General features: G+C 30.3%; 16 protein-coding genes and 1 other annotated feature. Of the genes, 9 read left to right on the top strand and 7 right to left on the bottom strand.

Going from position 1 to position 25,866, the window contains the following annotated elements; all coding sequences use genetic code 11:
* Nucleotides 1-48: 48 nt before the first annotated feature.
* Both HMPREF2782_RS08290 and HMPREF2782_RS08285 read right to left on the bottom strand, forming a co-directional pair.
* Entirely contained in the window at nt 49-783 is a 735-nt protein-coding gene (locus HMPREF2782_RS08290) for an amino acid ABC transporter ATP-binding protein (protein WP_070642291.1), read from the bottom strand.
* Nucleotides 776-2,338 carry an ABC transporter substrate-binding protein/permease gene (locus HMPREF2782_RS08285; protein ID WP_070642289.1) on the bottom strand — a complete coding sequence of 521 codons (1,563 nt, stop codon included), beginning with the start codon at nt 2,336-2,338 and terminating at the stop codon, nt 776-778. Before HMPREF2782_RS08285 ends, HMPREF2782_RS08290 begins: the two co-directional genes overlap by 8 nt.
* A gap of 77 nt (nt 2,339-2,415) precedes the next feature.
* Nucleotides 2,416-2,683, bottom strand: a binding site (T-box leader).
* A gap of 221 nt (nt 2,684-2,904) precedes the next feature.
* On the opposite strand from HMPREF2782_RS08285, the gene HMPREF2782_RS08280 reads away from it, so the two are divergent.
* Together HMPREF2782_RS08280 and HMPREF2782_RS08275 are read left to right on the top strand one after the other, a co-directional pair.
* Nucleotides 2,905-3,693, top strand: coding sequence for an Mrp/NBP35 family ATP-binding protein (locus HMPREF2782_RS08280; RefSeq protein WP_070642286.1), 789 nt, complete (start codon nt 2,905-2,907; stop codon nt 3,691-3,693).
* Nucleotides 3,694-3,702: 9 nt separating this feature from the next.
* Nucleotides 3,703-4,683: a DUF1002 domain-containing protein gene (locus tag HMPREF2782_RS08275; RefSeq protein ID WP_070642284.1), complete on the top strand. Its 981-nt coding sequence runs from the start codon at nt 3,703-3,705 to the stop codon at nt 4,681-4,683.
* Nucleotides 4,684-4,836: 153 nt separating this feature from the next.
* On the opposite strand, the gene HMPREF2782_RS08270 is transcribed toward HMPREF2782_RS08275, so the two are convergent.
* The gene (locus HMPREF2782_RS08270) at nt 4,837-6,108 is read right to left on the bottom strand and encodes a Glu/Leu/Phe/Val family dehydrogenase (RefSeq protein ID WP_070642281.1); all 1,272 of its coding nucleotides are present in this window, start codon (nt 6,106-6,108) and stop codon (nt 4,837-4,839) included.
* Between the two features lie 112 nt (nt 6,109-6,220).
* Nucleotides 6,221-7,273 carry a C40 family peptidase gene (locus tag HMPREF2782_RS08265; protein WP_070642278.1) on the bottom strand — a complete coding sequence of 351 codons (1,053 nt, stop codon included), beginning with the start codon at nt 7,271-7,273 and terminating at the stop codon, nt 6,221-6,223.
* 206 nt (nt 7,274-7,479) lie between these two features.
* On the opposite strand from HMPREF2782_RS08265, the gene HMPREF2782_RS08260 reads away from it, so the two are divergent.
* Nucleotides 7,480-9,543 carry a glutamine synthetase III domain-containing protein gene (locus HMPREF2782_RS08260; protein ID WP_070642276.1) on the top strand — a complete coding sequence of 688 codons (2,064 nt, stop codon included), beginning with the start codon at nt 7,480-7,482 and terminating at the stop codon, nt 9,541-9,543.
* Nucleotides 9,544-10,146: 603 nt separating this feature from the next.
* On the opposite strand, the gene glsA is transcribed toward HMPREF2782_RS08260, so the two are convergent.
* On the bottom strand, nt 10,147-11,076 hold the full coding sequence (gene glsA / locus HMPREF2782_RS08255) for a glutaminase A (protein ID WP_070642273.1): 930 nt from the start codon (nt 11,074-11,076) through the stop codon (nt 10,147-10,149).
* 85 nt (nt 11,077-11,161) lie between these two features.
* Here glsA and HMPREF2782_RS08250 point away from each other — a divergent pair, with 85 nt between their 5' ends.
* Nucleotides 11,162-11,758, top strand: a complete 597-nt coding sequence (locus tag HMPREF2782_RS08250) for an HD domain-containing protein (RefSeq protein WP_070642270.1) — start codon at nt 11,162-11,164, stop codon at nt 11,756-11,758.
* A complete protein-coding gene (locus tag HMPREF2782_RS08245) occupies nt 11,755-12,891 on the top strand; it encodes an MFS transporter (protein ID WP_070642266.1) in 1,137 nt (378 codons plus the stop codon). Before HMPREF2782_RS08250 ends, HMPREF2782_RS08245 begins: the two co-directional genes overlap by 4 nt.
* A 198-nt stretch (nt 12,892-13,089) precedes the next feature.
* Here the strand turns inward: HMPREF2782_RS08245 and HMPREF2782_RS08240 are convergent, their stop codons facing one another.
* A complete protein-coding gene (locus HMPREF2782_RS08240) occupies nt 13,090-13,365 on the bottom strand; it encodes a GNAT family N-acetyltransferase (RefSeq protein ID WP_070642263.1) in 276 nt (91 codons plus the stop codon).
* A gap of 148 nt (nt 13,366-13,513) precedes the next feature.
* Here HMPREF2782_RS08240 and HMPREF2782_RS08235 point away from each other — a divergent pair, with 148 nt between their 5' ends.
* Nucleotides 13,514-14,281, top strand: a complete 768-nt coding sequence (locus HMPREF2782_RS08235) for a hypothetical protein (RefSeq protein ID WP_070642260.1) — start codon at nt 13,514-13,516, stop codon at nt 14,279-14,281.
* Between the two features lie 30 nt (nt 14,282-14,311).
* Here the strand turns inward: HMPREF2782_RS08235 and HMPREF2782_RS08230 are convergent, their stop codons facing one another.
* Entirely contained in the window at nt 14,312-16,159 is a 1,848-nt protein-coding gene (locus HMPREF2782_RS08230; protein WP_070642258.1) for a heavy metal translocating P-type ATPase, read from the bottom strand.
* 211 nt (nt 16,160-16,370) lie between these two features.
* Between HMPREF2782_RS08230 and uvrB the strand changes: the two genes are divergently transcribed.
* From uvrB to HMPREF2782_RS08215, 3 genes are all read left to right on the top strand, one after another.
* Nucleotides 16,371-18,350, top strand: a complete 1,980-nt coding sequence (uvrB, locus tag HMPREF2782_RS08225; RefSeq protein WP_070642255.1) for an excinuclease ABC subunit UvrB — start codon at nt 16,371-16,373, stop codon at nt 18,348-18,350.
* Entirely contained in the window at nt 18,351-21,164 is a 2,814-nt protein-coding gene (uvrA, locus tag HMPREF2782_RS08220) for an excinuclease ABC subunit UvrA (RefSeq protein WP_070642253.1), read from the top strand.
* Nucleotides 21,165-21,909: 745 nt separating this feature from the next.
* On the top strand, nt 21,910-25,866 hold a 3,957-nt coding region (locus HMPREF2782_RS08215; protein ID WP_070642249.1), incomplete at its 3' end, for a Rib/alpha-like domain-containing protein.

The raw sequence follows: 25,866 nt of genomic DNA, 5'->3' as shown, positions 1-25,866 counted from the left end.
TCCATTATACTAAAAATATATAAAATAAAAAGCAGGAAAAATCCTGCTTTATCCCATATATCTTTTTAAGAAATCTTTTGTTCTTTGATTTTTTGGATTTGTGAAAATTTCTTCTGGAGATCCTTCTTCTAAAATTATTCCTTCATTCATAAACAAAACTCTTGTTGAAACTTCTCTTGCAAAATCCATTTCGTGGGTTACTACTATCATTGTGATTCCTTTTTTGGCAAGTTTTGTCATAACTTCCAAAACTTCTCCAACCATTTCTGGATCAAGGGCACTTGTTGGTTCATCGAAAAGTAAAACTTCTGGATCCATGCAAAGGGCTCTTGCTATGGCAACTCTTTGTTTTTGCCCACCAGAAATTTGTGATGGCTTTGCGTTTATATATTGGTCCATGCCTACTAATTGTAGGAATTTTTTTGCTTTTTCTTCTGCATCATTTTTTGAAATTTTTAAAACTTTTTCTTGGCTTAGGGTGCAGTTTTGTAGGACAGTTTTATTTTCAAACAAATTAAAATTTTGAAAAACCATGCCGACTTTTGTTCTGTAGGCTCTTAGGTCAAATTTTTTATCTAAAATATTTTCATTTTTGTACAAAATTTCTCCGCTTGTTGGTTCTTCTAATAGATTTAAACATCTTAAAAGTGTAGATTTTCCTGAGCCTGATGAGCCGATTATTGTAACTACTTCTCCTTTTTGAACCTCCATATTTATATCTTTTAAAACTAAATTTTGTCCGAATTTTTTTTCTAGATTATTTACTTTTATTATATTAGGCATGAATTCCTCCTGTTACAGATCCAAGTACAAATTCTTTGTTGGTAAATTTCTTTTCAATTAACAAGATAATTCTTGTTGTTATGAAAGTTAAAATGAAATATATTATTGCAGTTATCAAATATGTTTGGAATATTTGGTAGGTTGAACCTGCTATTGATTTTGATACAAAGAATAATTCTGTTACGCTTATTACGTTTAATACTGATGTATCTTTTATATTTACGACAAATTCGTTTGCAATTGCTGGCAAAATTGATTTTATTGTTTGTGGAATTACAACATTAAACATTGTTTGAGAATGGGTCATTCCAAGTGCCTTACAAGCTTCAAATTGTCCTTCGTCAACTGAATTTATTCCGCCTCTTACAACTTCTGATAAGTAAGCTCCAGTATTAATTGAAACTATTATAAAGGCTGCAAGCATGGTTGACATATCGATTGATAAAAATTGTTTTGCGCCATAAAAAATTAGGATTGCTTGAACCATCATTGGAGTTCCCCTAAATACTTCTATGTAGCAAACCAAGATAAAGTTTACAATTTTTTGTAAAATATAGGCGAAAATATTTTTATTTTTATCTACTTTTATTTTTCTAATAACTGCAACTATAAGTCCAATTACAAATCCTATCAAGGTTGAAATAATTGAAATGAAAAGTGTTGAGAAAATTCCGTTTATAAATAGGGAAGAATATTCGCTCCAAATAGCTTTCATTTGTCCAAAAAATGAAAGTTGTTCGCCATCATCTTCTGATAATTTTACCATTTCATTCATTATTTTATCTTGATCTTTGACATTCATTTGAGATAAAATGTCGTTTATTTGATCTTTCATTGGGGAATTTTTTCTAAGACCTACGGCAATTGATGTATCGTCTGTTTCAGTTTTAAATCCCTTGCCTTTTTCAAATTCTACATAAGTTAAATCTTCGTTTGCAGAAACGGCTGACATTGCTCCAGGTTTTTCTGAAACATATCCATCAATATTTCCAGCTTTTGTTGCAGAAATCATTGATGGGAAAGATTCCATTGCAGCTTGCTTATTAACTCCATCAATTTGATCAAGTACTGTGTAATGGAAAGTATTTAATTGTCCAGTAATTTTTGCATCTTTAAAATCAGCTATAGATTTTGCCTTTGCAAAAGAAGAATCTTTTTTCAAAACTATAACCAAATCAGAAATATAATATGAATTTGTAAAGTCAATTTCTTTTCTTCTTTCAGCAGTAGGGCTCATACCAGCAATAATTGCATCAATTTTTCCACTTGTAAGAGCAGGTGGAAGACCGTCCCATTCGATTTTATAAATTTCTAATTTTTTTCCAAGTTCATCAGCAATTTTTTTTGCAATTTGAACGTCATATCCATTTGCAAATTCTCCCTTAGAATTTTTAATTTCAACAGCTCCATTAGCATCATTAACTTGTGAGAAGTTAAAAGGAGCATAATTAACTTCCATTCCAACCTTAAATGTGTCCTCATCGGCGTGTGAAATTCCCATTGTAAAAACAAAAGTCAAAACAAAAGCCATAAGAAACTTTAATACCTTTTTCATTATTTCCTCCAAATTTTTTTCTAGTTTTTTAGTCGTAACTTTTTTATGGATTAAATATAAAAAAAACGATCCGCATCCCAAGGGACGAAGACCGTGTTACCACCCAAATTTAATATTTTTTCACAAAAATATCCTTATAAAGTACAAAATATACTTTCAAAGGATCCAATAAGAAAGTACAAAATTATACCCCTTTGCTATAACGTGCAAAATACGATACCGAATCAAAATATCCTCGGTACAACTCTAAGTCTTTATTCACTAAGATTATAAGATCTTTTTTCAGCCTACAAAGATTCTCTGTGCATATAATTTATTAGCTACTCTTCTTTTCAAAGTTTTTATATTTAATCTTAGACTAATGATACATCCTCAAATTACATTTGTCAAATAAATATTTATATTTTTATTTGGAAATTTATAATTTTTTTGATTTACGCTTTAAAAACTTTTTTATTACAAAATTATAAGATATTATTAGCTTGAAAAAATTGGGATAAATTATAAATAGAAAAATATAAAAAATACCATATAATATATTTGAAAAAATCTTAAAGGAGATAGAAATGACACAAAAGAAAATGAATTTCGATAAATTTATAATAAAACCCAAAGAAGGATCAAATATAAAAAAAACAATTGCTATAATGTCAGGCAAGGGAGGTGTTGGCAAATCTTCTGTAACAAGTATGCTTGCATCAAAACTTTCTAAAGATGGAAATAAAGTTGCGATTTTGGATGCAGACATAACAGGCCCATCAATCCCACAAGCTTTTGGCATAAAAGAAAGTGTAAGAAGTCTTGAAGATGGAACTTTAATTGCGCCAGAAAGCAAGAGCGGAATAAAAATTATGTCAATAAATTTAGTTTTACAAGACAAATCCGCTCCAGTTGTTTGGAGATCATCAATTGTAAATAATGTTTTAAAACAATTTTACACAGACGTTGATTGGGGCGAAATTGATTATCTATTAATTGATATGCCACCAGGAACAAGTGATATTCCACTTACAGTTTTCCAATCATTGAATATTGATGGTGCTATTGCAGTTACAACTCCTCAAGATTTGGTAGGAATGGTTGTAGAAAAATCATTAAATATGGCAAAAATGATGGGCAAAGAAATTCTTGGAATAGTTGAAAATATGTCTTATTTTAAGGCGAAAGATACAGGAAATATTTACAAAATATTTGGAGAAGGAAAAACCGACGAAATTGCTGAAAAATTTAAAATTGATACAGTAGCAAAACTTGCAATAAATCCAGAAATTACAAGTTTGATTGACCAAGGAAAAATTGAAGAAGTTGAAGAAAGTGACCTTGATAAATTAGTAGAAAAAATCGAAAAATTATAAGGAGATATTATGAAAAAAATATTTAAAAACAAAATGTTAAAGGCATTTGCCTTGGGATTAATTTTAATTATCCCACAAGTTGCAAAAGCAAGTGGAGAATTCGATTCACAAAAAGAAGCTTATATGTATGGAGCTGGCTTAAATCAAAATCAAATTCAAGAAGTAAAAAATAAATTGGGACTATCTGATGATATAAATAAATCAAGTGTAAATGGCGACGATTGCCAAAAATATTTGGGCTACAAAGCAGAAGATTATAATATGATTTCATCAGTTTCAGTAAAAAAACTTCCAAAGGGAAGCGGAATCAAGGTAGAAATTTTAACACCAGAAAATATTACATCAATTACTCAAAGCCAATACACAAACGCTGCAATCACATCAGGAATTACTGATGCAGAAATTAAAGTTGCAAGTCCAACAAAAGTTACAGGAGAATCTGCCCTTGTTGGAGTGTATAAGGCAATAGAGATGTATGGAGAAAAAGTTAATACACAAAGCACTCAAACTGCCCAAGAAGAGCTTGGAACATTAAAGAAAATAAGCGAAGAAAATGAAAATAAGGAATCTTTTGACAAAGACAAATTGGACCAAGCAGTTGCAGAAGTAAAACAAAATTTAAAAGATTACAAAGATAAAAATGGACAAACCGCCGATAGCGAGCAAATTCAAATTTTTATAAAAGATGCTTTGAACAATGTAAATATGGGAGATATTTTATCAAATAATAATATCCAAATTTTAGTAAATTATTTTGAAAAATACCAAGAAAGCCCAGCAATTGATAGCAAGGCAGTAGAAGAAAATCTTAAAAAATTTGCAGGAACTTTGACAGAAAAAGGAAAAAAATTCTACGAAGACAACAAAGAAGACATTGACAAAGTAGGAAATGATATAAAAGAGTCAGGTCTTTGGGATAAAATAGTACAATTTTTCAAAGACTTATTTGCATCTTTTACAAATTCAAATGACGATAGTTCAAATAATTAAAAATTAAAAAAAATATTTTAAAATTAAATGGAGGAGAAATCTATCTAGATTTCTCCTCCATTTTTGTGCAAAAAATTGTAATTTACAAACTAAGTATTTGCATATAATTTTATTTTTATTTTTTCAAATTATTGGCTAATAAATGTAGATTTTTTAATACCAACCACGAAGCTCCATTGCTTCTGCAATTCTTTTGATTGCAAACATATAAGATGCTTCTCTTATATTTGTATCAAATTCTTCTTTAATTTCAAAAATTCCTTCAAGAGCTTTTAGCATATCTTTTTCTTGTTTTTCTTGAACTTCTTCTTTTGACCAATAATTTCCATATTGATTTTGAATCCATTCATAATATGAAACCAAAACTCCACCAGAATTTGCTAGGACATCTGGAATTACTTCTACATTTTTTTCTTTTAAAATAATATCAGCTTCTGGAGTTGTTGGGCCATTTGCACCTTCTGCAATTAATTTTACATCTAAATTTTTGGCGATTTTTTCAGTAATTATATTTTCTAAAGCTGCAGGAATTAAAATATCAAATTTTGTTTTCCAAAATTCTTCATCAGATATTTTTTTTGCCTTAGGATAGCCTACAAGAGTTTTATTTTCATCTCTATATTTTTGTAAAGATTCATAATCAAATCCATCTTCAGAATATAGGGCTGATCTTCCGCACTCTTCATTTTCATCTCTTATAGAAAGATATTTAACTTTAGCACCTTCTTCTAGCAAATATTTTAAAGTAAAACTTCCAACATTTCCAAAACCTTGAAGACCAATTTCTGCATTTTTCAAATCAAGTCCAATTTTTTTTGCTGCATATTTTGTTGTAATAACAACTCCATATCCTGTAGCTTCACTTCTACCCAAACTTCCACCAAGGATTAAAGGCTTGCCTGTAAAAGTTCCGAAATCTTCTTTGTCGCCATTTAATTTTGTATATTCGTCAATAAAATATGACATAATTTTTCCATTTGTATTTACATCAGGAGCTGGTATGTCTATTCTTTCTCCCAAATATTTGTACAAGCCTCTAACATATCCACGAGAAAGACTTTCAAGTTCTCTATCAGATAATTCTTTTGGGTCAACACATATTCCGCCCTTACCACCACCGTAAGGAATTGCCAAAAGTCCTGCCTTTAAAGTCATCCAAGTTGAAAGAGCTTTTACTTCCTCTACATTTACACTTTGATGAAACCTTACTCCACCTTTTGAAGGACCTAGGGCATGGTTGTGAGCTGATCTATATCCTTTAAAAACTTTTAGAGAACCATCATCCATTTTTACTGGAATAGAAATTTCTATAAATCTTTGAGGCTGTTTTAAAATTTCATAAACTGCTGGATTTAAATTTAATTTTTCACACGCTTTTTTTATTTGTAATTGTGCAGATTCTAATGGATTTAATGTATCTGTCATTTTTAACTCCTTTATATTTACTAATTAATTTCTATAAAATTTAATCTTTTAAATAATTATAACATTATTTTTTTTTGCTTACAATAAAAAAATACGCCGCAAAGGGCGTATTTTAATCTTCAATTAATCTTTTTATAATTGTTGGATTTCCAATTCCTGAAGTTATAATTCCACTTCTAGGATTTGCTGCATGAACAATTCCTCCTTGGCCATCGGCAATTGCAACGTGGGTAATATTTGAAAGGCTTGTTCCATAAAATACCAAATCTCCTGCTTTTTCTTCTCCAAGTTTTATAGTTTTTCCATAATCAGCTTGGCTTTGAGCAAAGTGAGGAAGACTAATTCCAAATTCTTTATAAACTTGTTGGGTAAATCCAGAACAATCAACTCCATTTGTAAGACTTGTGCCAGCCCAAACGTAAGGATTTCCAATAAATTTTGTTGCAAAATTATAGGCTTGTGATCCAATATCATCTCCTGAAACTGTGTAATAGATATATTCAACTTCTTCAGTTTTTTCTTCTGGTTCATCTACCACATAATTTCTAACAATTTCATTTTCTTTTGCCTTATCTTGTTGATCAATCGGATACAAACTCAAATTATTCCTATCAAGATAATCCATATATCTTTTTACAGAATCATATATTTTTTTGTATTTATCTTTTATTTTATTTAAATCTTTTTCATCTTTTTTTGATAAATCAAAATTATCAATTTTTGCAAAACCAATTTTGTCGCCTTTTTTGACCTTTACAAAATTTTTGTTAGAATCAAAATCTATTAAATCAATTTTTTCTTTCTTTTTAAAATTTGAAATTTCTTTTGATTTTTCGTCAGCTTTTTCATAAATTTTGCCATTTTTAATTGCTTTCATATCATCCAAAATATGAAACCAAATTTTTGCTACATATCCATCTTTTCCTTCAAAATTAATTTTTAACCAATTGCCATTTTCTTCTTTTATTTCATAAAAATCAGGATAATCTATTCCTCCTAATATTTTAGAATCATCTGCAAAAGACTGTTTTTCTCTAACATTTACACCTTCTGCAAGATCATAATTTATTAAAATAGATTTTGCCTTAGAAGTATTTGTTGGTGCAAATAATTGAAAAGAAATAAGAGTGGATAACAATAAAATTATTTTTTTGTTTTTTCTCATTTTCCCATCCTCGAATTATTATAATTTCAACTACTATTAATTTATCATTATATTGATACAGTGTCAATTAATTAAATTTAATTTGCAAAATATTTATAAAGTAAAAAAATATTTTTTACCAAAAATTATGCATTAAAAATTTAATATGTATTTTTTTATGATATAATTATTTAAACAAATTTTAAAATATCAAGAAAGGTAAAAATATGGATTTAAAAGAATTTGGAAATTTGGCTTTTGATAAAAAAACTATGAAAGAAAATGTCCCTTATCCTGTTTATTTAAAGTGGAAAGAGGCTGCAAGAAATAATACAACTCTTGATAAAGAAACTGCTGATTCCATCGCTCATGCTATGAAAATTTGGGCGATTTCAAAAGGGGCAACTTCATATACTCATTGGTTTCAACCTTTAAATGGAAAAACTGCAAATAAAAAAACGGCGTTTTTAAATAGAGATGATAAACACAATCCAATCAATAGATTTTCTGGAAACGAATTAATAAAAGGAGAGCCAGACGCATCCTCATTTCCATCAGGTGGAATGAGATCGACTTTTGAGGCTCGTGGTTATACATATTGGGATTTGACTGCAAATTCTTTTATTGAAGATAAAGTTTTATATATCCCATCAGTTTTTGTTTCCTTTTATGGGGAAAAACTTGATAAAAAATTGCCTTTAATTGAATCAATGAATATCTTGAGCAAGTATGCAAGTCCAATTTGCAATATGTTTTTGAAAGATGAAAAAACTTATAGGGTAAAGGCGAAAGTTGGACTTGAACAAGAATTTTATTTAATTGATAAAGAATTTTATGATAAAAGAATAGATTTAGAATATTGTGGAATGAGTCTTGTTGGACGTGATTCTATGGTTGAAAAGGAAATAATTTCCCATTATCTTGGTGCAATTCCTCAAAGAGTAAATGATTTTTTTGAAGATGTGAACGAACAGTTATATAATTTGGGAATTTATATGGAGGCTGAGCATAATGAAGTTGGGCCAAACCAATTTGAAATTGCAATAATGTATGAAAATTGTAATATTTCCGTAGACAACAACCAATTGTTGATGCATATTTTAGAAAAAACTGCCATCAAACACAATCTTTATTGCCTATTAAAAGAAAAACCTTTCAAAAATATGGCTGGAAGCGGAAAACACAATAATTATTCCCTTACAACAAATTACGGAAAAAATTGTTTTTCTCCAGGAGATGACCCAAAAAATAATTATTTATTTTTATTATTTTTATCAGCAATGATTAAAGTTTGTAATAAATACCAAAATTTAATAAGACTTTCTTCATCATCAGTTTCAAATGATTATAGGCTTGGAGGAAATGAGGCACCACCTTCAATAATTTCTGTTTTTATCGGCGAAGATTTAGAAAATATTTTAAAATCAATAGCAAAAGACCAAGAGATAAAAGGAATAAATAATAAAGTTAAAATTCCACATCTTGGAGAAATCCAAACAGATTCATCAGACAGAAATAGAACATCTCCAGTTGCCTTTACAGGAAATAAATTTGAATTTAGGATGTTAGGCTCCTCAAAATCAGCCGCAGATTTAAACACAGTAATTAATCTTGCTATGGCAGAAGTTTTAAAAGATATAGGCAAAAGACTTGAAGGAAAAAATGAAAAAGATTTAAAAGAAGAAGTCTATAAAATAGTCAAAGAAATCTATAAGGAAAATTCAAAAATTTTATTCCAAGGCGACGGATACTCAAAAGAATGGATAAAAGTAGCAGAAAAAAGAGGACTTATTAACCATAAAAGCTTCTTAGACGCCTTAGTCTATGCAAAGAAAAATTCATCATACGAAATATTTAAAGAAGAAAAAATATTTAGCCAAAAAGAAATAGATTCAATAATAAACGTAGAATTTGAAGAAATAATAAAATTTTGCCAACAAGAGCTTGAAATTTTATCAAATTTAATCTATCAAGAAATCCTTCCTTCAGCAATGAAAGAAATAAAGGAAATAAAATCCTATCTTGCCTTTTTAGAAAATGAAAAATTAGAAGAAAAGGCAAAAAGAATAAATGAAAATGTAAAAATTTTATTAGAATTTGGAGAAGAAATAAAAGAAATTCTAAAAGATTTTGAAAAAATAAAAGAAATAGAAGAAAAAGCAATCTACATTCAAGAAAAAACCAGAAAAATCACAGAAGAAATAAGAGAAGTAGCAGATAATTTAGAAAAAGAAATTTCCAGAGAAAATTATTCAATGCCTAGATATGTGGATATGCTTAAATCTTTATAAAATTTTTTTAAATTTAGAAGCTTGAAAAAGCTTCTTTTTTTTGTTATATACATTTATTTCTTTCATTAATAAAATAATTATTTTATAAAATTAATACTTCGTAATGTTAGGGCGGAGGAAATGGGGGAGTTTCGATTCTCCCCCTTTTTCCTCCCCCTAACGACCCCCTCTTTTTTGCCCCCCTACAACCGACCATTGCATGGAGCTAATTATGTAAGAAGCTTCGCTTCTTTCAAGTTTTTAAAGCTTGATTGCTATTTAAAAATAATTATAAATTCAAGTGAATTATTAGAGAAAAAATTGTTTGAACGTTAGTGAGTTTATTTTTTCTCTTTTAATGAACTTAGAATTTATTTATTTTGGGTATATATTTTTATTAAATTTGGCTAATTAAATTAAAAAATGAAAGAAACGCAAGTTTCTTTCTAATTTTGCTCCCTGCAAGGGCCGGTTAAGGGGGTTCGTTGAAAGGGGTTTAAGGGGAAAAATTGTGGGGACAATCGGAAGTCCCCTAATTTGTCCCCTTAACTAACGAAGAATTAAAAAAATATTATGATTTATTATTTTATTAAATTTTTTATTCAAAAAAGTCTTTTCATATTTCTACAGAAATATATTAAGTCCCAAATCTGCTGATAATATTTTTAATAAATTTTTCCCAACAACTGAATTTCCTGACTTATCTAGTCTTGGGGAATATACGCAGATTCCGCATTTGTTTGGTACAACGCCTAAAATCGCTCCGCCTACTCCTGATTTTGATGGGATGCCTACTTTCATTAAATATTCTCCGCTTTTTTCGTACATTCCACACGATGCCATTTGGGCTATTGTCATTTGGACTATGTTTTGTGGAATTATTAAATTTGATGAGTGGATGTCAAAGCCTTCGTTGGCAAGGAGTGCTCCTAGTTTTGCAAGGGATTCTACGTTTGTTCCTATTGAACAAATTCTAACGTATAAATCTAAAACTTCATCAGCGTTTTGGGCAAAAATATTTTTGCTTTTTAAATAATAAGCAATTGCTCTGTTTCTGTCTGTTGTAGAAATTTCTGATTTGTAAATATTTTCCATAAATGTAAATGTGCCATCGTTGCTCATTTGTTTTATTAATTCCATAACTCTATTAAATTTTTCTTCTTCGCTTTTTCCATAAATCATTGATGTTGTTGTCATTGCTCCAGCGTTTATAAAGGGATTTGCTGCTCTTTGGTCAATTGGAATTAATGAATTAAATTCGTATCTTGTTGGTTCTGTTCCAACTTTTGAAAATACTTCGTCTGTTGTGTTGTCTTTTAGTGCCATAATTAGGGTAAAAATTTTTGAAATGGATTGAACTGAAAATATTTTTTCTTTTTCTCCAAAATTATAAATATCTCCGCCTGTTGTTACAATAGAAAGGGCAAAGCCGTTTTCGTCTACGTTTTTAAGCTCAGGAATGTAGGATGCAAGTTCGCCTTGGTTTGAAAATTTTTTTGCTTTTTTTATGCATTCTTCTATTTCTTTTTCTATATCTTCTCTTTTCATAAACATAATATCACCTACTTACAATTTTATATAAATTATTTACCCGATTTGATATAATAATAATTAATTAAAGAAATAAAAGGAGTTTCTTATGATTATTTTGGAAATATTAAATGAAGATAAATGGCTAGAAGATTATAAATTTTTTGAAGATTTTAAAAATTCTTCTTATTACAAAATTTTATTAGATACTTATAAAAATTTAAATACAAAAATTCTTTACCAAAGTAAAATCCACGGTCAAGGTCATATTGAAAGAGTAATTTTTATTTCTATGCTTTTGGCTTTTAATTATAAATTGGACAAAAATGATACGGATATTTTAAGATTTGCAGCATCTTTGCATGATACAAAAAGAGTTGACGATTCTTATGATACAGAACATGGTTATAGGGCAGCTTTATATTCGATTGATTATGCAAAAATAAATGAAAGCGATAAAAATATTCTTCAAGCAGTTTTGGCAGTTCATTCAAGACCTGACAAACAAATGGATGAAACAATTGAAGAATTTTTTGTAAAAGATATGGATAGGGCTAGATATTTGTCAAAACTTTTCAAGGATGCCGATGCTCTTGATAGGGTTAGGCTTGGAGATTTGAATGAAAAATATTTGAGAAATGATTTTTCTCATGATTTGATAGATTTTTCTAATAAATTATTTGAAAAATATTTGGATAGACAATGAAAGAAAATTCTATTAGACAAAAAATTGCAATTTTATCAATTTCTTTGATTTTAACAAGCAATAGCATAATTTCTGGAAGTTTAGTTTATATACAAGAAGCCTTCAATCTTACTAGAAATGAGGCTGAATTTATAATAAGTCTTTCAAGCCTTGCTGTTATGATTTTTATTTTTTTGGCAGAATATTTGGCTATTTTTATTGGAATAAAAAATACAGTTTTGTTGGGACTTTTGCTTGTGGGATTTAGCGGAATTATCCCCCTTGTTTTTAGGACTTATTTATCAATAATTATTTCAAGATTTTTTCTTGGGGCAGGACTTGGTCTTTTTAATGGGCATTCGGCAAATTATATTAATTTGCTCTACCATGATAATAATGAGAGAACAAAACTTCATGGTCTAAGAAATGCTTTTGAATTTATTGGGCAAATAATTCTTTTTTCCTTGGCAGGAATCCTTGTAAAATTTGATTATATGTACACTTTTTCACTTTATACATCAGCATTTCTTATTTTTATATTTTTTAAAAACAATGTAGAAGATGTAAAAATTGAAAAAGAGAAGGCAAAAATCAATTTTGATTCAAATATTTTTCTTTTTATAATTTTTGCCATGCTTATGATTTTAAATGGAACGGCAATGCTAATGAGATTTCCTTTTGTTGCAAGCCAAAGCCGTGGGATTGATGTAAATGTAAGCTTTTATTTAAATTTTGTGCCAATTGTTGGAATGATTTCAGCATTTTTATTTACACCAATCAATTTGAAATTAAGAGAAAAAACTATATTTTTTGGCTTGGGATTTTTTATACTAGCAAATTTTTTGATAGTAAATTTTGAAAATAATCTTTTAGGATTTTTATTTTCTATTTTACTTTTGACTTTTGGACAATCAATGTGTATGCCTTACATATTTGCAGAAGTGCCAAGATTTGTGAAAGGTCACAGCTCACGAATAGCCACAAATTTAATTTTTATAGGGTGTAATATAGGAGTATTTTTAGCACCATTTTTTATGAAAAGCATGGACAAGCTAATAAATACAAATTCCCTATCAAAAGGCTTTGGAAGTTTTGTAATAATTTATTTTATTTTTGTTGGAATATTTTTTAGAAGAAATAAAAAAAGAGCCTAGCTGGCTCTTTCAGAGCGTAGACAAAGTCAGTTTAATAGTTCATTAATAATTCAAGAATAAAATTACGCTAAAACCCATCTCGACTAAGTGAGTGAAACGAACGCATGGAGAGATCTCATGAGATTTCTCCGCTCGTTACACTTGGTCGAAATGAGTAAATTTTTAGTTTGTCAACAGTCTGAGATCCTAGCGGCTCTTTTATTTATAATACACATCCTTATATTTTTCATCCTTTTCAAATTTATCTTTTATATATGGGCAGGTTGGGATTATTTTTTTATTTTCATCTCTTGCATATTGAACTAATTCGTCTACCAATTTTCCTGCTATTCCTTGACCGCCATATTCTTCATTAACCTCTGTGTGTGGTGCATCGATTAGATTTTCTTTTTCTACTATATCTATAAATCCTATCTTATTTTCCTTATCAAAAACTTGCACTTGTTTTTCTTTTTTATTTATTTTATATTCCATAATATCACCTCTATTTTTTTATACCCTTAATGAGCTTATAATATATTTAATTTAATATAAAAAAATATAATATTTTTGTTTAAAGTCGAATTTGCGGGTATAAATATTTTTGTAAGAGAAAATTTATGGAAAAACGAAAGGAATTATTATGAAAAGAGAATATAGTTATGGCTCAGTTATTTTGGTTGAGATTATAGTTGCAGTTTTTGCTTTTGTTCTCAACAGAATTTTTGGTAGCAATGCAGATGAAAGTATAATTTATAATTTCTTATCTTCTGTTATCACTTGGCTTGGTTCTTTTATAATTGCATCAGGTTTAATCAACAATAGAAAGGGAAGTGTTGGAGATTATTTAAATCAATTGCAAAGACTTGATAAAAAAGCAATAATTGTAAATTTAATTCTTATAGCTATTACAATTGTTTTAACTTTTTCTTTTGGAAAAATTAGAGTTTTTGATGTAGAAAGTAAGAAATTAAATTTATTATCACTTTCTGTTCTTGGAACACTTCTTACAGGAATTCTTGCAATTTTTACAACCTACGCAAATCATATAGTTTCAGACCCAAGAAACAAAGACCAATCAATTATGGATGCACTTAAAAGTGTGTTTACAATTGGAATAAAATTATTTGGCAAAACTATTTCTTTATATTTGTTGTATATAGTTTTACCAATTATCCTTATTTTTGGAATAATTGTTGGAATTGTCGTTGGAACAAGAAGTCCTGAATCAGGTATTGGAATTATTATATTGGGCGGAGGACTTTTAGGTTTGTATTATATTTTAATTTCGCCACTGGTTTCAGCAAGACTTGCTGATAATTATTTAAATTTAACAGGAGATATAGACCAAGAAATTGAAAAAGAAAATACAGAAAACAATAACGAATTTACAATTACAAGAAACATATAAAAATAAGCAGGAAGATAAAAATTCTTCCTGCTAAATTTTTTTATTAAAAATTTTAATTGATGACAAGATTGAAATAATTAAAACTAATGCATCAACAAGGCTTACAAGCCACATTGGACAATATCCAATTAAAGTTAAAATCAAAAGCACAATTCTTGTAAAAATAAGTAAGATAAGATTTTTTTTGGCGGTTTTGTCTACAATTTTTGCGATTTTCATCAAATCTCTTAATTTTCCATAAGATTTATCAGAAATCATTATGTCAGAATTATAAATTGCAATATCCGAAGATTTTTGGCCCATGCTAATTCCAATATCAGAATTTTTCAAAACTTCGCCTTCTTTTATTCCATCTCCAACATAAATAATTTTGTGTTTATTTTTTTGCTCATTTTTTATAAGTTCGACTTTTTCATTTGAAGAAATTTCTGCCGCATAAGAAATGCTAAGATTTTTCGCAAGATTTTCAACAACTTTTTCTTTTTCATCTGATAAAACAGCAATATCCGAAAATTCATTTTTTAAATAATCTATGCTTTCCTTAGCATCATCTTTGACAGAATCTTGCAAAATAACCTTACAAACTAAAATATTATTTATTGACATAAAAATTGCCTTTTCATTTGAATCATCTTCAACATTTACAAAGTCTTTTGAGCCTATTTTTATTTCTTCATTTTCATAAGTTTTTGCCCAAATGTCAATATCATTTATATTTTTACTTGCTATAAAATACGAAAAATTATCTCTGCGTCTAAGATTTTTGACTATGGCTTTTGCAATAGGATCAGCCGATAATTTTTCCAAATTATACAAATAATCCAAAAGCAAATTTTTGTTATAAGGTGAATAATAAACAATTTCTTTTAAATCAAATTCCCCAACAGTCAAAGTATTTGTCATATCTGTATAAAAATAATCGCAATCAATCAACTTTTCAAAAGATTTTATATCTTTTACAAGGATTTTATTTTTATTTGCAAGAATTAAGCCAGAAATATATGAAAGAGAAATCCCAAGTATAAAAACTTTTGGACAAGAAACAATCAAGAAATTTACAGATTTTTGTAAATATTTGCTAAAATCTCCTCCCAAAATAGGGAAAACTACAGCAAGAAAGATTGCTATGGCAACAAGAAATGGCGTATAAATTTTGCTAAATTGCTTAATCAATTTTTCACTTTGAGATTTTTTATTTCTTGATGTTTTTATCAAATTCATAATTTTTGCTGCCATAGATTCATCAAAAACTTTCACAGCTTTGTATTTTATCTCGCCAGTTTTTAGCATAGAAGTTGATAAAATTTCACTGCCTTTTTTAATTTCAATTGGCAAAGATTTGCCATTTAAAAAAGACGTATCCAAAAGCCCTTCGCCAGAAATCACAACAGAATCAACAGGGATAATATCTGCCTCTTTTGCAAGAAGTATATCGCCTTTTTTTATTTTTTTAATCGAAATTTTTGCCAAAGTCCCATCATCCAAAACTTTTGTAACTGTTTTTGTGACAATATCTAATAATTTTTTGAAATTTTCATCTATCATATCTTTTGAAAGATTTTCAAAAAATTTGCCCAAATTAAATAAAAACATTATGGCACAAGCATCAACAAAAAATCCCATAAAAAACGCAATAAAACTTGCAAGAGTAATAAGGAAATTTTCATCCATAAATTTTTTATTAGAAATTGAATTTATTGCATTTACAAAAGTATCTGCTCCAACAGCAAGATATATTGCAAGAAAACTAATAACAAGGAAAAAATTTTTCCCATTTTGCTTAAATTTATAAGTAACAAATATAAAGAAAATTGCAAAAATTGTTAGGACTAACAATTCATTTTTTCTTTCCTTTTTCATATTTTTAAAAATTTCCATATATATCAACCTTTCATAATTAAATTTTAAATTAAAAATTTTATACTTATATTCACAAAAAATTATAGCAGAAAGGCGAATTTGTGGCAAGATTTAAAGCTTTTAATCCCGAGTAAATAAGTTGAATTTAAAAAGTGAAAGTGTATATTGGAAAAGACTGAAAATAGATTTAAAAAGAAAAAAATTATGATTTACATAAAGGAAGTGTCAAATGACAAAAAATAAATTTATTTTAAAATCAGACTACACTCCAAAAGGAGATCAGCCAGATGCAATTAAAAAACTTGCTGATGGAATAAAAAATGGAAAAGCTCATCAAATTCTCCAAGGGGTTACAGGCTCAGGTAAGACTTTTACTATGGCAAATATAATTCAAGAAGTTCAAAAGCCAACTCTTGTTCTTGCCCACAACAAAACACTTGCCTACCAATTATTTACAGAATTTAAAGAATTTTTCCCGGACAATGCCGTTGAATATTTCGTATCGTATTACGATTATTATCAACCAGAAGCCTACGTTGCGGCAACTGACACATATATTGCAAAAGATTCATCAATCAATGATGAGATTGATAAATTAAGACACTCAGCAACAATGAGTTTGTTTGAAAGACGCGATGTAATAATTGTAGCGAGCGTTTCTTGCATTTACGGCTTGGGAGATCCGGAAGAATATAGAAAATTAGTTTTGTCCCTAAGACCAGGCCAAGAAATTTCTCCAGAAGAAGTTATGAAAGAATTAATCGAAAGACAATTTGTAAGAAATGATTTTGATTTTTCGCGTGGAACTTTTAGAAGAAGGGGAGATGTTTTGGATATTTTCCCAGCAGGAAATGAAGAAAAAGCAATAAGAGTAGAATTTTTTGGAGATGAAATTGATAGGATTTCAGAATTTGATTCTTTGACAGGAAAAGTTACAAGCCACATTTCACACGGCTATATTTATCCTGCAAGTCACTACGCAACAAGTGCCGAAAAAGCAGCAGCTGCAATTACAACTATAAAAGAAGAATTAAAAGAAAGACTTGTTGAACTTGAAAATGAAAATAAATTAGTAGAGGCTCAAAGGCTTGAGCAAAGAACAAATTACGATATAGAAATGCTAGAAGAAATTGGTTTTTGTTCTGGAATAGAAAATTATTCAAGACATTTGTCCCAAAGAGAACCAGGATCAAGACCTTACACCCTTATAGATTACTTTCCAGATGATTTTATGCTTTTTGTCGACGAATCCCATGTTTCAATTCCTCAAGTTGGTGGAATGTATGAGGGGGATAGGTCAAGAAAACAAAATCTTGTAGATTTTGGTTTTAGACTTCCATCAGCCCTTGACAATAGACCCTTAAAATTTCCAGAATTTGAAAAATTAATTAAGCAAACAATTTACGTTTCAGCAACTCCAGGTCCTTACGAAATGAAAAAAACGGGAGGAGAAGTTGTTGAACAAATCATAAGACCAACAGGACTTTTAGATCCATTGATTGATGTAAGACCGGTAGAAAATCAAATTGATGATTTGATAGAAAATATCCATCAAATTATCGACAAAAATGAAAGAGTTCTTGTAACAACTCTTACCAAAAGAATGGCAGAAGATTTGACCGATTATTTATCAGAAAATGGAATTAAGGTAAAATATCTCCATTCAGATATAAAAACAATCGAGCGTAGTGAAATAATTAGGGATTTAAGACTTGGAAAATTTGATGTTTTGGTAGGAATAAATCTTCTTCGTGAGGGATTAGATTTACCAGAAGTTTCCTTGATTGCAATTTTGGATGCAGACAAGGAAGGATTTTTAAGAAGTGAAACTTCCCTTATCCAAACAATAGGAAGGGCTGCTAGGAATTCAAAAGGTCATGTAATAATGTATGCAGATAAAATTACAAGATCAATGAAAAAAGCCATTGACGAAACCGAAAGAAGAAGAAAAATCCAAACAGAATTTAACGAAAAACACGGCATAATCCCAACGACAATCAAGAAAAATATAGCAGAAATAATTCAAGTAACAAAATCAACAGAAAATGTAGAAGAAGTAAAAGAAGAATTCTCACAAGAACAAATTGAAAATATAATTATAAATTTGGAAACAGAAATGTACAAGGCTGCAGAAGAATTAGATTTTGAAAAAGCAGCACAAATCCGTGACCAAATAGCAAAAATGAAAAGAGAATTTGCGGAGGTATAAATGAGTGAAAATAAAATAGTAATAAAGGGGGCAAGGACTAATAATTTAAAAAACGTAGACCTTACCCTTCCTCGCGATAAAATGATTGTATTTACTGGACTTTCCGGATCGGGAAAGTCCACCTTGGCTTTTGACACAATTTATGCCGAAGGTCAAAGAAGATATGTAGAAAGTTTATCGTCATACGCCAGACAATTTTTGGGAAATTTGGACAAGGCAGATGTTGATACAATCGAAGGACTTTCTCCATCAATTTCAATCGACCAAAAAACAACCAACAGAAACCCAAGATCAACAGTTGCAACTGTAACAGAAATTTACGACTATTATAGGCTTTTGTTTGCAAGAATTGGAGATGCCTATTGCCCAGTTTGTGGCAAAAAAATTGAAGCCCAATCCATTGACCAAATGGTTGATAGGATTTTAAAACTTGAAGAAAAAACAAGAATCCAAATTCTTGCCCCAGTAGTAAGAGCCCAAAAAGGTCAACACAAAAAGAAACTCGAAAATATCCAAAAAATGGGATATGTAAGAGTGATGATTGACGGAGAAAGATATGATCTTGAGGAAGAAATCGAACTTTCAAAAACAAAAAAACACGACATATCAATAATAGTCGATAGGATTGTAATAAAAGAAAAAATTGAATCAAGACTTGCAGATTCTTTGGAAACTGCCCTTGAACTAACAGATGGACTTGTGGAAATAAATGTAATAGACGGAGATGATTTTATCCTTTCATCAAAACTTGCCTGTCCAGAAGGTCATATTTCCCTTCCAGAAATTACCCCAAATATGTTTTCGTTCAACGCTCCTCAAGGAATGTGCCCAGAATGTAACGGGCTTGGTTTTCATTTGCAAATCGATCCCGACCTTGTAATTCCAGATAAAAATCTATCCATAAATGAAGGAGCAATTGATCCTTATGCTACAAGTGGAAAAGGCACTTATTATAATGAAATAATTAAGGCTATTGCTAAAAATCACAAATTTTCCCTTGATGAGCCAATCAAAAATGCTCCAAAAAAAATGATTGATGAAATTTTGTACGGAACAAAAAAAGAAATTTCTTTTACCTTTGACAGCCATTTTTCTGGAAGAAAAAATTACACAGGACATTTTGAAGGAGCAATCAAAAATTTATCAGACAGGTACGAAAGAACAAATTCTGATTCTCAAAAGAAAAGAATGAGAGGCTTTATGAGCGAGGAAGAATGTAAAACTTGTCATGGGCAAAGATTAAAAGATGAAATTCTTGCAATAAAAGTTGACGGCAAATCAATTTCAGAAATCGCAGATATGTCAGTCGATAAAACCATAGAATTTTTTGATAATTTAAAACTTTCTCCAATGAAAGAAAAAATTGCAGAATTAATTATAAAAGAAATAAAGGCAAGAATTAAATTTTTGCAAGACGTAGGACTTGGTTATCTTTCCCTTTCAAGAGCAGCCTCAACCCTTTCGGGAGGAGAAAGTCAAAGGATAAGACTTGCAACCCAAATCGGATCAGGCCTTGTTGGAGTTTGCTATGTTTTGGATGAGCCATCAATAGGACTTCATCAAAGAGATAATAACAAATTAATCAAATCACTTAGAAATTTAACAGATATTGGAAATACCCTAATAATTGTAGAGCACGACGAAGATACAATGAAAGCTGCAGACTATCTTGTAGATATTGGACCAAAAGCAGGAGTCCACGGTGGAGAGATTGTAGCGAAAGGATCACTTTCCGACATAAAAAAATGCAAAAAATCAATTACAGGAGCTTATCTTTCAGGAAAAGAAAAAATTCCAGTGCCAAAAGAGAGGAGAACTTGGGACAAATATATAGAAGTAAAAAACGCCAGACAAAATAATTTAAAAGGAATAGATGTAAAATTCCCCCTATCAACCTTTACAGCAGTAACAGGAGTATCAGGATCAGGAAAATCTTCCTTGGTAAATGAAATTTTGTACAAGGCAGTCACCAAAAAATTAAATAAATCCAAAACCCACCCAGGAAAACACGATTCAATTGAAGGAGTAGAACAAATTGACAAAATTATTTCCATCGACCAATCCCCAATAGGAAGAACGCCAAGGTCAAACCCTGCAACCTACACCAAATTATTTGACAATATTAGAGATGTATTTGCCATGACAACCGAAGCAAAAATGAAAGGCTTTGACAAAGGAAGATTTTCCTTTAACGTAAAAGGCGGAAGGTGCGAAGCCTGCAATGGCGATGGAACAATAAAAGTAGATATGATGTTTTTGCCAGACGTATATGTTCCATGCGAAGTTTGCCACGGACAAAGATACAATAGAGAAACCTTGGAAGTAAAATACAAGGGGAAAAATATATCCGAAGTTTTGGATATGACAGTAGAAGAAGCCCTAAAATTTTTCGAAAATCATCCATCAATAGTAAAAAAATTACAAACCCTTTATGACGTAGGACTAGGCTATATAAAAATCGGTCAACCATCAACAGAACTTTCGGGAGGAGAAGCCCAAAGAGTAAAACTTGCAAGCGAACTTGCAAAAAGATCCACAGGTCAAACCCTATATATTTTAGACGAACCAACAACAGGTCTTCACATGGCAGACGTTCATAAATTAATAGAAGTTTTAAACAGATTAGTCGACCAAAATAATACAGTAGTAGTGATAGAACACAATCTTGACGTAATAAAAGTAGCAGATTACATCATAGACCTAGGGCCAGAAGGCGGAGATGGTGGAGGAGAATTAGTAAAAACAGGCACACCAGAAGAAATAGCAAAATGCAAAAAATCCTACACAGGACAATTTCTTAAAAAAATATTGTAGAAGATAAAATATATTTCAATAAGAAAATCAAGAAGAAAAACTAGGATAAAGATTAAAAATATAAAAATAATAAAACTTGGACAATAAAACAAATATAGAATTACAAAGAAAAAAATGGGGTGTAGCGTATTTTTATTTTCAAATTAATAATGAATCACTAAACTAACTTTGTCTACAATCTAAGGCCACTTTGATGTGGTCTTTTATTTTTTCTATTTTTCTGGTATAGTAGAAAAAATCACAACTCATTTTTCAAATATTTTAAGCAAGTAGGCAAGTTGTGATTTTTTATTTTTTTCAGATTTTTTCACGACTTGGCTATCTTATTTTTTTATTTAAATATTCAAAAATTTTCAAAATCTTTAAATTTCGAATTCTTTATTTTTATTTCCAAATATTTCTAAAAAAATCTCTTTTTGCTAATAATAATTCATCAATATTCACAAAAATTTGATAATAAAAATCAAAATACTGATAAAATAGGAAATAATTTTAAATATATTTACTTAAAAAATAGATTGAAAAAATATTTATAAATTTTAAAATGGATTTTTATGAATATTTTCTATAAGGATATTATAAAAAAATAAGTGGATTTTTTTATTGAAAATGATATAATAATCAATATAAAAAATTCTAGTTTAAAGTGATGTACAAAAAAATATCTTGCAAATGTGTTGCATAAATTATCATATTTCCGTATTAACACTTTAACAAAACACATTAATGAAAGGATAAGAAATTCATGAACAATTCGAAAAAGATGACTGAAATCATCGAAAAGAAAAAAGAATTAAGTCAAGAGAAAACTCCTAAGTATGGTACAAGAAAACTATCCATTGGATTAGTTTCATGTATGCTAGGATTCTCATTAATAATTGCTCCGGGATCTTCTAAGGCTGCTGAAGCTAGTGAAAATGAAACAGTAGCTACAGAGACAAATACGCCAGAAGAAAGTCCAGTTGAAGAAGCTACACCAGTAGCAAATGAAGAAATTAAAACAGAAGAAACAAAAGAAGAAGTTGTTGCAAAACAAGCTGATACTTTTGTAGAAAAATTAGAAACTATAGAAGTAGAAGAAGGAGCAGAAATTGATTACAAAGAAGCTGTAACCAATCTCCCACAAGATGCAAAACTTGATGTAGTTACACCAGTTGATACAAAAGAAGCTGGAGAAAACACTACAAGTGCAAAAATAACATTTGCTGATGGATCTGTAAAAGAAATACAAATCAAAGTTAATGTTAAAGCTGTTGAAGCAATAGAAGAAGCACAGGATTTAGAGTTTTCTGAAAAAGTAGAAAAACAAGCAGTGAAAGCTCCAGAAAATCCAAGTACTGGAGTTAGAGATGCAGCTCCACCAGAAGATACAACTACAGATGCTGATGCAAATAATGCTGTGCATGCTTATGTTGGCGTGGTTAATGGACTTAATATTGATGCAAACCTATCTAAGGCAAGTGATAATCAATTTAAGCCAATTAAAGGTATCAAGGCTTATTTCCAATGGTTTGAAAAATGGTCAAATGGAAAAGAATATTCATCACCAGTTTATACAGCTACATCAGGAGCAGATGGTCAATTACACATGGGAATAAAATCATATATAGCCGAAGATGGAAACTTAATTAGATTTGATGCAGATACAACAGTATCTGCTGGTAATGAAAGATATAGATTCTGGATTGATGAGTCAACTATTCCAGAAGGATACCAACTTCAATATATAACAGGTGAATCTGTAATATTCCCTGATCAGGGTTTACCAATAACACAAGGTGGTTCAGGATCAAACACTGCAAGAAATATTCATGGTAATTGGAAAATATTATTAATGCAAAAACCACTTGAACAAATGCATAAAAAACCTACACCAACAGAAATCCAACATGATGGTGGATATCTTACAGGTAAAGTTGGTTGGGATTACAAATCAGGTATTGGTGGAATTCAATGGAATACAGTAGCTGATACAGATACTCCAGCTAAAGATGTAACAGTAAAAGCTTCTTATCTATCAGATTATGCACTAAAACAAATTTATAGCGATTCTACTGCGGTTTATATGGGAGTTGCGAAACCTTCAGATATTCGTGGATCTGGCTGGACAGCTGAGCAAGAAAAGAAATTACAAGATTGGATAAAAGAACAAGTTAAAAAAGATCCAGACAAGTGGATAGCTGAAACAGTATCTGCAAAAACAAATGCTGATGGAAAGTATATTATCCAATTTAAGGGAACTTGGGGAAATCTAAAGAATAGAGATGCAGGGCTTAAAACCTATGATTACAAAGTAGGTGATGCTTCTAGTGGTAATATATTTAATAAATGGACTCAAGAACAAATTGACAGACTTGGAACTGTTGCAGACACAGCAAAAAATGGAAAATTTAATTTTGCAGGAGCCGCAACAAACCAAGTAAAACACGTAAACTATGACTGGTTATTTGTATCTGTAGAAAATGCTGACCATCTCCGTGTTATGACACCATATAATAATAATCAATATACACAAATGAGTAATGTATTTGGTATCAATAGTGGTTGGTCTGGAACTGGATTTGGAGTTGGTGTAACTAATGCTGTACCACAAATTTTACGTGCAGACTTTGCGCTTGCTCCATCAGAAGTTAAATTTAATATAACAAATTATGACTCAGGCAAGAACACTGCAAAAGTGGGAGATGTTGCTAAAACATCAACAGAAGGCCTACCATACAATGGAGAAGCAAGTGAGAACTTTAGAATAGTTTGGTATGACGAAGATGGAAATGAAGTTCAACGATCATCAGTTCAAAAACCATCAAGCACAGGTTCACTAGAATCAGCAGACTTTGACACAAGCAAAGTAACAAAGACAACTAATTATACAGCTAAGCTATATAGGGTAGATAGCGCAGGTAAAAATGCAGAATTGCTAGCTCAAGATTCATTTACAGTGGTAGTTGAAGATACAAAGAAGATTACTTCAATGTATGATGAATTCGAATATAAAAATCCAAATCCTATAAAAGATGCAACTTATTCTGCTAAGGGACTTCCAGAAGGTCTTGAAATAGATCCTGCAACAGGAGATATTAAAGGAGTAGCAAAAGAAAGTGGTAAATTCCAAGTTGAAGTTATCACAGTAGTTCCAGATGAATCAGGGGATATAACAGCATCAAGGTTCTACACTTACACAGTTACAGATTCTCCTTTGGCAGATGGTAATGTAGGTAAAGAATATAATAAAAAAGTAGAACCTAAACAAATTGATGGATATGTATTTAAAAATGTATCAGCTAAATTTATAGATGGAAAAGCTATTGGTGGTCTAACAATTACAGGAGATCAAATTACAGGAACACCAAAAGCAAAAGTTCAAGCAACACAAGATGATCCAAATGTAGAAGTAACTTATGATATTTATAAAGTAAATGAAAAAGGCGAAGAAGTATTAATCAAAAAAGGACACGTTGATAGAGTTCCACTTTCAATTAAAGAAGTTCAAGAAGTAAAAACTGCAGAAAAAGTACAACCAGAATACACAGGTGCCGATGCACAAGTTGGAAAACCAACTACAATTACAGCACCAAACTTCACAGACGATAAAGGACAAGATACAACAAAACCAGAAGGAACAAAATTTGCTCTAGGCAAAGATGCTCCAAAAGGTGCAGAAATCAATCCAGAAACAGGCAAAATAACATACACACCAACAGAAGATAAAGCGGGACAAGATGTAAAAATTCCTGTAGTTGTAACTTATAAAGACGGTTCAACAGACGAAGTTAAAGCAAATGTAACAGTAGCAGCATTAGAGGACATCATAGATAGAACAGGCAATGAAGATAAGCCAACACCAGAAGGATATGTAAGAGTAACATTTGAAGCTGGCGAAGGAGTAGATCCTCTTCAAGGAGCTAAGGTTTATGATGTAAAAGAAGGCACAGTTCTTACAGCCGACAAATATCCAACAGTAACAGCAAAAGACGGATATGAAAATCCAACATGGTCAACAAAACCAGGAACAGCTATAACTAAAGGCAATGCAACAATTACAGCAACAGCTACTAAGAAAAACGAAGAAACTTCAGCAAAACCAGTAATCGATGATGTAACTGAAGGCGATAAAATAATTTCTGGTAAAGGTGAAGCTGGATCAGATATTGTTGTAATGAGAGGCAAAGATTTAATTTTAAAAACTAAAGTAAATGACGACGGAACTTGGTCTGTAAAGGTTCCGGATGGAAAAACTCTTAAAAAAGGCCAAAAAATAGTTGTAAAACAAACTGAAAAAGATAAAAAACCAGCTACAGAAAATACAACTGTAAAGGAAAAAGCTCCAGTAGTTAAACCAGAGGCTCCAACTCTAAAAGCAAATGATGATGGATCTGTAACAGTAACACCACCAACTGATAAAGACGTTGATGTTGTTCAAATCACATATACTGATGAAAAGGATCATGAAGGAACTCTTGTAGCAACAAAGGGCGATGATGGAGTTTGGAAATTGCCAGATGGAACTGACAAATCTATAACAATAGATCCAACTACAGGCGTTGTAACAATTCCTGCAAATCAAGTTAAAGATGGAAGTGAAGTAAAAGCTGTAGCTCAAAAAGGTACAGAAGTATCAGAAGAAGCGAAAGTAAATGCAAAAAATAATCCAGTAACTAAAACAGACGCTGAAAAGAACCCAGCAGTAGCACCTGAAAAGACA

Source organism: Anaerococcus sp. HMSC068A02 (assembly GCF_001811125.1).
GTDB lineage: Bacteria > Bacillota > Clostridia > Tissierellales > Peptoniphilaceae > Anaerococcus > Anaerococcus vaginalis_C.
Note: the sequence above shows the minus strand (reverse complement) of the source record. Positions and strands in the feature narration are given on the sequence as shown.